The organism is Luteibacter anthropi (assembly GCF_011759365.1).
GTDB lineage: Bacteria > Pseudomonadota > Gammaproteobacteria > Xanthomonadales > Rhodanobacteraceae > Luteibacter > Luteibacter anthropi.
The window spans coordinates 237595-249255 of sequence record NZ_JAARLZ010000008.1; the positions used below are offsets into that span (position 1 = coordinate 237595).

Annotated in this window: 7 protein-coding genes; 5 read left to right on the forward strand and 2 right to left on the reverse strand. The window is 63.4% G+C overall.

Annotated elements, in window-relative coordinates; translation table 11 throughout:
* Positions 1-31: 31 nt before the first annotated feature.
* Together HBF25_RS15730 and HBF25_RS15735 are read left to right on the forward strand one after the other, a co-directional pair.
* Complete coding sequence (locus tag HBF25_RS15730; RefSeq protein WP_166950019.1) at positions 32-1699, forward strand: hypothetical protein; 1668 nt, start codon at positions 32-34, stop codon at positions 1697-1699.
* 38 nt (positions 1700-1737) lie between these two features.
* Positions 1738-3561, forward strand: a complete 1824-nt coding sequence (locus HBF25_RS15735) for a hypothetical protein (RefSeq protein WP_166950021.1) — start codon at positions 1738-1740, stop codon at positions 3559-3561.
* A gap of 112 nt (positions 3562-3673) precedes the next feature.
* Here the strand turns inward: HBF25_RS15735 and parE are convergent, their stop codons facing one another.
* On the reverse strand, positions 3674-5563 hold the full coding sequence (gene parE, locus HBF25_RS15740) for a DNA topoisomerase IV subunit B (protein ID WP_166950023.1): 1890 nt from the start codon (positions 5561-5563) through the stop codon (positions 3674-3676).
* A 220-nt stretch (positions 5564-5783) separates the two neighbouring features.
* On the reverse strand, positions 5784-7589 hold the full coding sequence (locus HBF25_RS15745; protein WP_166950025.1) for an aminopeptidase P family protein: 1806 nt from the start codon (positions 7587-7589) through the stop codon (positions 5784-5786).
* Between the two features lie 109 nt (positions 7590-7698).
* On the opposite strand from HBF25_RS15745, the gene pyrG reads away from it, so the two are divergent.
* The 3 genes from pyrG to eno all read left to right on the forward strand — a co-directional run bounded on the left by pyrG (position 7699) and on the right by eno (position 11639).
* Entirely contained in the window at positions 7699-9378 is a 1680-nt protein-coding gene (pyrG, locus tag HBF25_RS15750) for a CTP synthase (protein ID WP_166950027.1), read from the forward strand.
* The gene (kdsA, locus tag HBF25_RS15755) at positions 9375-10205 is read left to right on the forward strand and encodes a 3-deoxy-8-phosphooctulonate synthase (protein ID WP_166950029.1); all 831 of its coding nucleotides are present in this window, start codon (positions 9375-9377) and stop codon (positions 10203-10205) included. The genes pyrG and kdsA overlap by 4 nt, the downstream gene beginning before the upstream one ends.
* 135 nt (positions 10206-10340) lie before the next feature.
* The gene (gene eno / locus HBF25_RS15760; RefSeq protein WP_166950031.1) at positions 10341-11639 is read left to right on the forward strand and encodes a phosphopyruvate hydratase; all 1299 of its coding nucleotides are present in this window, start codon (positions 10341-10343) and stop codon (positions 11637-11639) included.
* Positions 11640-11661: the final 22 nt, after the last annotated feature.

Sequence of the window (11661 nt, forward strand, 5' to 3'; positions counted from 1 at the left end):
GTCTGGATTGACTTCACCATGGATGATGATCGTGACCAAAAGACTCGCGGTATGGATCTGCTTCATTGTCGTCATGCTGGGGAGTGCCTGCGTGCGTCATTGGCCATCGGCACAGCCGCCTTCCGTTCTGGTGGAGGCTGTTCCGACGGCAGGGCCTCCTGAGGAGAAGGGCGACGATGTCGCGAGGCATCTGCAGGATCGTTATAACGAAAGCCGGCAGGACTGCGGCGGAAAGACCAGTCCCGCCTTTGTGTGCTCGGGTATTTTGCTGAGGTCGACGACCTGGGGCAGTGGATACCACTCGTGGATGCCAAATCCTGCAACGGCATCCTGGGGCGTGACGTTCTCCTGGCTGCGGCAGGACGCTAACTTCGATGATTCCGGTGCCACCGCCAACGGATTTATCGTCTATCCACGCAGCTATGCGGATCCAAGAGGGTTCGAGAAGCTGTATGTGCGGTGCGGCTACCCACAGGATGCGAAGTCGACCGGACCTGATCGTTGTTACGTCAAATGGGCGATTTGCCAGGACATGGTGCCTCCCATCACCACGTCGGTGGCGTGGATGAAGGTCTTCACCAAGGATACCGACCAATGCGCCTTCGGGGTCGACCGCAATCGGCAGGACACAGCAGCCATCTGGATGCAGATCGTAGGCGTAAGGCATGGTCGGCAGGTCAACAAGCGCGATGAGATCATCGTTGATTCGTGGGACACGATCAGCGACGAGAAATGGATGCCCATCGAGGCATTCTTTTACCGGACCAACCCCGATCCCGGCATGCCCAATGCATTGCAGTCGGCACAGAAGGATCAGGAGGAATTCAAGAAAGTCACCAAGCGCTGGGTGCCGGTTATCCGGTGGACACCATCGGCCAATGTGATTGGTGGCGCGAAGTTCGAATATCGCGTCGCCGATCAGAAGGTGTTGCCGGGGCCGGAGACGGGTGCGGATGTTGCCAGGCATCTGCAATCCCGCTATGCAGATCCAGCGAAACAGTGCGGGAGCGCTACGGCGCCGGCCTTTGTATGCGCAGGCATTCTTCTTAGGTCGACCAACTATTCGGCGGGTTACCACTCATGGCTGCCCAATCCGGGGTCGGCTCCCTGGGGCGTATCGGCGTCCTGGTTGCGGCTCGATTCGGATTTTGTCGGGAATTATCCGTCTGGTAACGGCTTCATCATTTATCCCGCGAAATATATCGACTCATCGGTCTACGATTCCATCGAAGTGCGATGCGGTTACCCAAGGGATGCGGGCACCGGAGGGCCTGATCGTTGCAGGACGATATGCCAGAAACTGCCAAATCCCATTACGACGGCCGCTCAACATCAGGCCGCTTATGGCGGTGGACCGGGTTGCCCATTTGGTGTTGAGAAAGGTACCGCCAATAGTGCCGATGCCTGGATGCAGGTAGCCATCATCCGGAAGAACGTTGGCCTGGAAGGCTCGGCGTATTACAACGAAATCATTCTCGCTGCCTGGTCGCAGACCATTGGTGCACGCATGCCGGTCGAAGCCTTCTTCTATCGATCCAATACACCGGCTTCTCTTGCATCTGCACGCCTCGATCAGCAGGACTTCAAGAACACGACGGGGCGCTGGGTCCCGATTATCAAGTGGACGGTCAGTGCTGCCGGAGCACCCGGTACGGCCAGCTTTTCTTTCGACCCGAACGATCAGGCGATACAGCAGTAGTTGATCGGACTGGATGGCGCATCACAAGGAGGATGGGAATGATCAGGACATGGGTTCGCGTTTTTTCAATGGCACTATTGGTCGCCATGGCTGCTTGCTCGACAAGTCCGCCTTATGCGCCCGGGCAAACCATTGTGCACAGAGGGGATGAGCAGGTCGTTCAGGGCATGGAAACGGAAGGAGTGCCTGGTAGCGAGGAGGGGGGGGGGCCGTCTGGTGAAGACGCGTCGCCGGTGGCACTGGCGCTTCCGCAGGAAACAGGTGCTGATGTATTGAGGCATATCAGAGACAGATACAACGACACCACGGGCTACTGCAATGTATCTACGACGCCGGCATTCGTATGTTACGGCATCATGTTCAGGTCGACGAGGTTTGCAACGGGTGGTCGTTACTCGTGGATGCCAAACCCCGCATCATCGGTATTCATTGGTGTCTCTATTTCCTTCCTTCGGAAGGATTCCAATATGTGGAATCCTTATCCCTCGTCAAACGGCTTCATTATTTATCCGAAGCAGTACGCAGATAAGTATGGTGCGACCTCGCTTTACGTACGCTGTGCCTATCCTCAGGATGCCTGGACGGCAGAGCCTGAAGGATGTACCCATCATGAGCGTGCGGGAAAGCATTCAACGACCATGCTATGCCATCAGTACACACCCGCGATCCTGACGGCGCAGGACTGGATTGCCAAGGGCTTCGATGATGATGAGAACCAGTGCGCGTTCGGTATGGTGAAAGGCCCTGGCATGACGGATACCGGTGCTGCCTTCAGGGCCATGATTCAGGTACGCTCCCTGGTTACTCGCTTGGCGCATCCGCGTTCATTGGCGGCGGATTTGCCGGGCGTTCTGGCAACGATGAACCGCAATGAGTTGATCTTGGATGACTACCGTTTTTCCGATCCGAAAGCATTTCCTCTGGAGGCGTTCTTTTATCAAAACACGGTGGTGGAGCCTGGATATCAGGATCCCCTGACAAATGCCAAGGAAGACCAGAAAATCTACTGGAATCTCACCCATCGGTGGGTTCCGATCATTCTTTGGATCGTCAACAAGACCGGTGCACAGACGTTTGACTACCGCGCTGCTGACCAGGCCGTCAAGGAGCCTGGCGGTGGTGGCAGTTCACCGGGGGAAGACGTAGCCCGCCATTTGCAGGCTCGCTATGACATGAAGGATCCGCAGTACCAGACGTGCAAGAATGGCGCTGCCGCTTTCGTATGCAGTGGGGTCATGATCCGGGGAACCGGTAACCTGCCGCCCCCTAACAAGCCCTGGATGCCCGCACCGGGATCGACCAAGGGCGTGTCGTTCAGTTGGATGCGGAAGGACTCCATCGTAACCACGCTCTATGTGTCCAACGGCATGATTACGATGCCTGCCCAGTTTCTTGAGGCTGGCAAGTCGAATCTCCAGGTGTTGTGCGGTTACATCGCGAATGCAAGCACAAACGGCATGGCGAACAAGTGCCAGAACGACTGCCAGTCACGGGGTATCACCACCGTGGCGCAGTTCAATGCAACGTTTCCGTCGGGCGCGGGTTGCCCTTTCAAGGTGGCCAAGGGTACGGCCAATGCCGCGCAGATGTGGGACCATATTGCGACGATCCGGAGAGGTCGTAACTACACCGCCTGGAACGAAATCATCATTGATAATTATCTTTCCATGGCAGATAGGGCCGTGCCGGTCGAGGCGTTCTACTATCTGACTGGTGCTACCGCAAGTAAGGGGTATGCGCAGACAGACCAGAAGAACTACAAGAATGTAACCGGCTTATGGGTGCCAGTCATCATGGTGAACCTGACGGCGGGTGGCGCGACTTTCACCTACAATGCAGCCGATCAGGCGATCACGAACTGATCGCTTGAGCAACAACCATATACGGGGCTGTCCCGGGCATGAGTTTCATGCGCTGAAAGAAAAAACGCCGGCCATCCCAGGATGACCGGCGTTTTCTTCAGGAACTACAGGGTCAGACTTCCAGCGTCGCGAGATCGCCCTTTTCTTCAAGCCACTGCTTGCGATCGCCTGCGCGCTTTTTCGCCAGCAACATATCCATGAGCTTCAGGGTGCCGTCGTCGGTTTCGACCGTAAGCTGCACGAGGCGGCGCGTGTCCGGGTGAATGGTGGATTCGCGAAGCTGCGCCGGGTTCATTTCGCCCAGGCCCTTGAAGCGAGTGACCGAGACGGCGCCCTTCATCTTCTCGCGATCCACCTTCTCCAGCATGAGGCGCTTTTCTTCCTCATCAAGGCAGTAGAACACCTGTTTGCCCACGTCCACGCGGAACAGCGGCGGCATCGCCACGAACACGTGGCCTTCGCGCACCAGCGACGGGAAGTGGCGCAGGAACAGCGCCGAGAGCAGGGTGGCGATGTGCAGGCCGTCGGAGTCGGCATCGGCCAGGATCACCACCTTGCCGTAGCGCAGGCCCGAGAGGTCGTCCTTGCCCGGGTCGCAGCCGATGGCGACAGCGAGGTCGTGCACTTCCTGCGAGCCGAGCACGGCGCCGGATTCCACCTCCCAGGTGTTGAGGATCTTGCCGCGCAGCGGGAGGATCGCCTGGAAGTCCTTGTCGCGGGCCTGCTTGGCCGAGCCGCCGGCCGAATCGCCCTCGACCAGGAACAGCTCGGTGCGGGTGAGGTCGGTGGCCGCGCAGTCGGCCAGCTTGCCGGGTAGGGCGGGGCCCTGGGTGATCTTCTTGCGCACCACCTGCTTGGCGGCCTTCAGGCGCGCGCTGGCGCGCTCGATGGCGAGCTGGGCGATCTTCTCGCCCAGATCCACATGCTGGTTGAGCCACAGGCTGAAGGCGTCATGCACCACGCCTTCGACCACGCCGGCGGCGTTGCGCGACGACAGGCGCTCCTTGGTCTGGCCGGCGAACTGGGCGTCCTGCAGCTTCACGCTGAGCACGAAGGCCAGGCGCTCCCAGACGTCCTCCGGGGCCAGCTTCACGCCGCGCGGCAGCAGGTTGCGCAGGTCACAGAACTCGCGGATGGCATTGGTGAGGCCCGAACGCAGGCCGTTCACATGCGTGCCGCCCTGGGCGGTGGGAATGAGGTTGACGTAGCTTTCCTGCACCAGCTCGCCTTCGGGCAGCCACGCCAGGGCGACATCGAGCGCGTCGGTGTCACGTGCGAAGTGCTTCACGAACAGGTCGGAAGGCAGGGCTTCGGCGCCTTGCAGCTCACCGCGCAGGTAGTCGGACAGGCCGTCCTCGAAGTACCACTCGACGGTTTCGCCGGTGGACTCGTCGGTGAGGCGCACGGTGAGGCCGGCGCAGAGCACGGCCTTGGCGCGCAGCAGGTGCTTGAGCTTGGAGACGAGGATGCGCGGGGAATCGAAGTACTTCGGGTCGGGCCAGAAGCGCAGCGTGGTGCCGGTTTTCTTCTTCGGCACCGTGCCGATGACTTCCAGCTCGCTCGCACGGTCGCCGTCGGCGAAGCTCATGCGGAATTCCTGGCCTTCGCGACGGATGGTGACATCGACCCGGTTGGACAGCGCATTCACCACGGAGACGCCCACGCCGTGCAGGCCACCCGAGAAGGCGTAGTTCTTGTTGGAGAACTTGCCGCCCGCGTGCAGGCGCGTGAGGATCAGCTCGACGCCGGGCACCTTTTCTTCGGGGTGGATGTCCACGGGCATGCCGCGGCCGTCGTCGCTGACTTCCACCGAGCCGTCGTTGAACACGGTGACGTCGATGGTCTTCGCGTGGCCGGCCAGCGCCTCGTCGACCGAGTTGTCGATGACTTCCTGCGCCAGGTGGTTCGGGCGCGACGTGTCGGTATACATGCCCGGCCGGCGCTTGACCGGGTCCAGGCCACTGAGGACTTCGATGTCTGAGGCGTTATAGCGAGTATTCATGGGGTGTCGCGGTCATTCGTAGCCGGGCAGGATGGGCGACGCCCACCGGATCGGTCAAGCCTCACAGGTTGCCGTATCACCCGATGAGACCAGCCCGGGCGATCTCTCCCCTGTAGGAGCGCGCCTCGCGCGCGACCGGCAGAGCGACAAGGCCACATGCCATCGAGCGCTGACCGAAGTTGATACACATCGTTGTCCCGGTCGCGCGCGAGGCGCGCTCCTACAGGGGCGCGCAGTGCCATTCGAGCCACGCACGATCCTCGCCCTCAAGCAACGGCGACAGGGCCGCCCGTACCGTGGCGTGGTAGTCGTCCAGCCAGGCCCGCTCCGAGGCTTCCAGCAGGGCCGGCTCAAGGGTGCGCCGGTCGAAGGGGCACAAGGTGAGCGTCTCGAAGGCCCGGAACTCGCCAAATTCGGTGGTATCGGCCTGCACCACCACGGCCAGGTTTTCGTGGCGGATGCCGTGCCGGCCCGGTTTGTAGAGGCCCGGCTCGATCGAGGTGATCATGCCCGTCTCCAGCGGCACCAGCGCGCCGCCGGCCACGGGCGGCCGGATGCCGTGCGGGCCTTCGTGGACATTGAGGAAATAACCCACGCCATGACCCGTGCCGTGGCCGAAGTCCATGCCGGCCGCCCAGAGCGGTGCGCGGGCCAGGGCATCCAGTTGCGGGCCGCTGGCGCCTGCGGGAAAGCGGGCCCGCGACAGCGCGATCATGCCCTTGAGCACCAGGGTGGAGTCACGGCGCTGCTCGTCCGTGACCGGCCCCAGGGCCAGCATGCGGGTGATGTCGGTGGTGCCGCCTAGATACTGGCCACCCGAGTCGACCAGCAGCAGGCCTTTGGCGGCCAGCGGGCTGAAGTGAGCAGGGGTGGCGCGGTAATGGGGTAGGGCGCCGTTGGCCTGGTATCCGGCGATGGTGGAGAAGCTCTCGCCCACGAAGCCGGGTTGCGCGGCGCGGGCCTCACGGACGAAGGTGTCCACGTCCAGTTCGGTGACGGCCTTGCCTGCCGCCAGCTCCGCCTCGATGCGGCGGAAGGCCCGGGCCAGGGCCGCGCCGTCGCGACGCATGGCCTCGCGGATGTGGTCCAGCTCGTCGCCCGTCTTGCGTGCCTTGCGGGCGGTGGACGGGGCGGGCGCGTGGACCTGCCTCACCCCCGCCGGCAGGCCTTCGAGCACGGCGACCACGACTTTCGCGGGATCGATCATGAGCACGGCATCGCCCGGCAGGGCTGCGATGGTGGAAGCGGCCCTGCCGTACCCGGCGATGGCGATGCCATCGGTCGCGAGGGCGGTCTTCACGTCTGCCGGCAGCTTGGCGGCGTCCACGAAAAGGGTGGCGCTATCGATGCCGACCAGCAGATGGGCCAGGAACACCGGGTTGTAATCGACGTCGGCACCGCGCAGGTTGGTTAGCCAGGCTACGTCGTCGAGGCTGGACACCAGATGGTGCGTGGCCCCGGCCTTGCGCATGGCCTCGCGTACGTGGCCCAGCTTCTCGGTGCGGCTCACGCTGGCGAAGGGAGCCTCGTGGGCGTACACGGGCGCGTCGGGGCTGCCCGGGCGCTCCGGCCACGCGAGGCCGGGCAGGTCGAGGTCGGTACGCAGGCGACCGCCGCGCTTCTTCAGCCGTTGCGCCAGGGCGTCGGCTGACGTGACGGCCACGCTGTCGCCGGCCAGGGCGACGCTCTCGCCTTCACCGATCCTTTCGGCCAGCCAGGTGGCATGGTCGGGCGTGTTCCCGGTATTGAGCTTCATCAGCGGCAGGCCGCTGCCCGCCAGTTCGGTCTGTGCCTGGGAGAAATAGCGCGAATCGGTCCACAGGCCACCGCCATCGGCCGTGACAACCAGCGTGCCGGACGAGCCGGTGAAGCCCGAGAACCATTCCCGGGCCTGCCAGCGTGAAGGCAGGTATTCGGACAGGTGGGGGTCGGCCGTGGGCACGACCACGGCGGCGACGCCTTCACGGGCCATGGCGTCGCGCAGGGCCTGGAGACGGGCGGAAACGGGAGAGGTGTGGGTACTCATGCACCCGATGGTACGACGATGGACGCGCGCGGTGGAGAACGTTCAGCCAACCCCTCGCGAGCGGGGACGCACTCGGGTAAAATACAAATTTCCAGCACTGGCTGCTCGCATGACTCCCCTGATTTTCGTCACTGGCGGTGTGGTGTCTTCCCTCGGGAAAGGCATCGCAGCGGCATCGCTCGCGTCCATTCTCGAGGCGCGCGGTCTTTCCGTCACCATGATGAAGCTCGATCCGTATATCAACGTGGATCCGGGCACCATGAGCCCCTTCCAGCATGGCGAGGTCTACGTCACCGACGACGGTGCCGAGACCGACCTCGACCTGGGTCATTACGAGCGCTTCGTCCGTACCCGCCTCACCGGCAAGAACTCCATCACCACCGGCAAGATCTACGAATCGGTGATCCGCAAGGAGCGTCGTGGCGATTACCTCGGTGCCACCGTGCAGGTCATCCCGCACATCACCGACGAGATCAAGCACGCCATCCACGAGGCCACCCGTGGCTTCGACGTGGCCCTGGTCGAGATCGGCGGCACGGTGGGCGACATCGAGTCGCTGCCCTTCCTCGAAGCCATCCGCCAGCTGCGCATCGAGCACGGCCCGGAAAAGTGCATGTTCGTGCACCTCACCCTGGTGCCGTATATCAAGGCCGCGGGCGAGATCAAGACCAAGCCCACCCAGCACTCGGTGAAGGAGCTGCGCTCCATCGGTATCCAGCCCGACGTGCTGCTGTGCCGCTGCGAAGAGCCGCTGCCGGACGGCGAGCGCCACAAGATCGCGCTGTTCACCAACGTGCCGAAGAACGCCGTCATCAGCACCATCGATGTCGACGTCATCTACAAGCTGCCCATGTGGCTGCACGACCAGGGGCTGGACGACCTCGTCATCAAGCGCCTCGGCCTCGATGCCGGCCCGGCCGATCTTTCCAGCTGGATCCGCACGGTGGAAGCCGTGGAGCATCCGCGCGACGAGGTCAACATCGCCATCGTCGGCAAGTACGTCGAACACAAGGATGCCTACAAGTCGCTGGGCGAAGCCCTGCGCCATGGCGGCATCAAGCAGGCCACCCGCGTGAGCCTGCAGTGGGTCGATTCCGAGGAAGTGGAAGCCCGTGGCGCCAAAGAGGTGCTTGGCGGCGTGGATGCGATCCTCGTGCCGGGCGGTTTCGGCAAGCGTGGCTTCGAGGGCAAGATCCTCGCCGCGCAATACGCTCGCGAAAACGGCGTGCCGTACTTCGGCATCTGCTACGGCATGCATGCCGCCGTGGTCGATTTCGCCCGCAACATTGCCGGCCTCAAGCAGGCCGATTCCAGCGAGAACGATCGCAACACGCCCGACCCGGTCATCGGCCTCATCACCGAGTGGACCACCGCCTCGGGCGAAGTCGAAACGCGCAGCGAGCGCTCCGACCTCGGCGGCACCATGCGCCTGGGTGCGCAGGAGTGCCGCCTCAAGGCCGGCACGCTGGCCCGCGAGATGTACGGCGAGGAAGTCGTCCGCGAGCGTCATCGTCACCGCTACGAATTCAACAACCGCTATCGCCAGTCCTTCGAAGACAAGGGTCTCGTGATCTCGGGCAAGTCCATGGACGACCTGCTGGTCGAAGTGGTCGAACTGCCGCGCCAGACGCATCCGTGGTTCCTCGGCTGCCAGGCGCATCCGGAATTCACCTCCACCCCGCGCGAAGGCCATCCGCTGTTCATCGGTTTCGTGCGTGCCGCGCGCGAATTCAAGGCCGTGCGCGACGGCGAGAAGCTCGCCGCCCGCTCCGAGGAGTCCGCTGCATGAAACTGTGTGGTTTCGAGGTTGGCCTCGACCAGCCGCTGTTCCTGATCGCCGGACCCTGCGTCATCGAGTCGATGCAGCTGCAGCTCGATGTCGCGGGCAAGCTCAAGGAAATCACCGGCCGCCTCGGCGTCAACTTCATCTTCAAGTCCAGCTTCGACAAGGCCAATCGTTCCTCGGGTGCCAGCTTCCGTGGCCCGGGACTCGAAGAAGGCCTCAAGGTGCTGGCCGAAGTGAAGAAGCAGATCGGGGTGCCGGTCATCACCGACGTGCACGAATACACGCCGATGAACGAGGTCGCCTCGGTCGTCGATGTACTCCAGACGCCTGCCTTCCTCTGCCGCCAGACCGACTTCATCCAGAACGTGGCCCGCGCCGGCAAGCCGGTGAACATCAAGAAAGGCCAGTTCCTCGCCCCCTGGGACATGAAGAACGTGGTACAGAAGGCCTTCGATGTCGGCAACGAGGACATCCTGGTCTGCGAGCGCGGTGCCAGCTTCGGCTACAACAACCTCGTCTCCGACATGCGTTCGCTGGCGGTGATGCGCGAAACCGGTTGCCCCGTGGTGTTCGACGCCACCCATTCGGTGCAGCTGCCGGGCGGCCAGGGCACCAGCTCGGGCGGTCAGCGCGAATTCGTGCCGGTGCTGGCCCGTGCGGCGGTGGCCGTGGGTGTGTCGGGCCTGTTCGCCGAGACGCATCCGGAGCCGGCCAAGGCCCTCAGCGACGGTCCCAACGCCTGGCCGCTCGACCAGATGGAAGAACTCCTCGAAACGCTCCTGGAGCTCGACCAGGCCGTGAAGCGCCGCGGTTTCAAGGATCACGCCTGACGATGTGCATGCCCGCGCGTCGTCCGTACTGGCTCACGCGCGTCGCATCGTCTTATATTCCCCCTGTCTCCGGCCGCGGCGCGCTCATGCGCGCCGCGGCCGTGTTCCGTCATTCCACCTCGTAACGGGAAGCGCATGACCACGTCCATCACCAAGATCCACGCCCGCGAAATCCTCGATTCCCGCGGCAATCCCACCCTCGAAGCCGAGGTCACCCTCGCCGACGGTTCGTTCGGCCGCGCGGCCGTGCCCAGCGGCGCGTCCACCGGCACCCGCGAAGCGGTGGAGCTGCGCGACGGCGACAAATCCCGCTACGGCGGCAAGGGCGTGAAAAAGGCGGTCGAAAACGTCAACACCACCATCGCCAAGGCGCTGGCCGGTTACGACGCGGCCGACCAGAAGGGCCTGGACGGCAAGCTCATCGCCCTGGACGGCACCGACAACAAGGGCAACCTGGGCGCCAACGCGCTGCTGGGCGTTTCCATGGCCGCCGCGCATGCCGTGGCCGCTTCGAAGAAGCAGGCCCTGTGGCAGTACCTGATGGTGGACGGCGGCGGCTCGCTGCCGGTGCCGATGATGAACATCATCAACGGCGGCGCCCATGCCGACAACAACGTCGACGTGCAGGAGTTCATGGTGCTGCCGGTCGGCGCGCCGAGCTTCGCCGAGGCCCTGCGTTACGGCGCCGAGATCTTCCACGCGCTGAAGTCCGTGCTCAAGAAGGCCGGCCTCAACACCGCCGTGGGCGACGAAGGCGGCTTCGCGCCGAACCTGAAGTCCAACGTGGCAGCGCTCGACACCATCCTCGAAGCGGTGAACGCGGCCGGCTTCAAGATGGGCAGCGACATCCTGCTGGGCCTCGACGTGGCCAGCTCCGAGTTCTTCAAGGACGGCAAGTACGACCTCGAAGGCGAAGGCAAGGTCTTCACGCCGGAACAGTGGGTGGACACCCTGGCCTCGTGGGCGAAGCAGTATCCGATCGTCACCATCGAAGACGGCATGGCCGAAGGCGACTGGGACGGCTGGGCGCACCTCACCAAGGTGGTCAACGGTGGCATCCAGCTGGTCGGCGACGATCTGTTCGTGACCAACCCGAAGATCTTCCAGGAAGGCATCGACAAGAAGATCGCCAACGCGATCCTCATCAAGGTCAACCAGATCGGCACGCTCACCGAAACGCTCGAAGCCATCGCCATGGCCGACCGCGCGAAGTACGCCGCCATCGTCTCGCACCGTTCGGGCGAAACGGAAGACACCACCATTTCCGACATCGCCGTGGCCACCACCGCCACGCAGATCAAGACCGGCTCGCTCTGCCGTACCGATCGCGTTGCCAAGTACAACCAGCTGCTGCGCATCGAGGAAGCCCTGGGCGCCAAGGCGAAGTACGCCGGTCGCCACGCGTTCCCCAACCTGTCCAAGCTGCCGGGCTGAGCCAGGCCTTGAGCAACGCGGC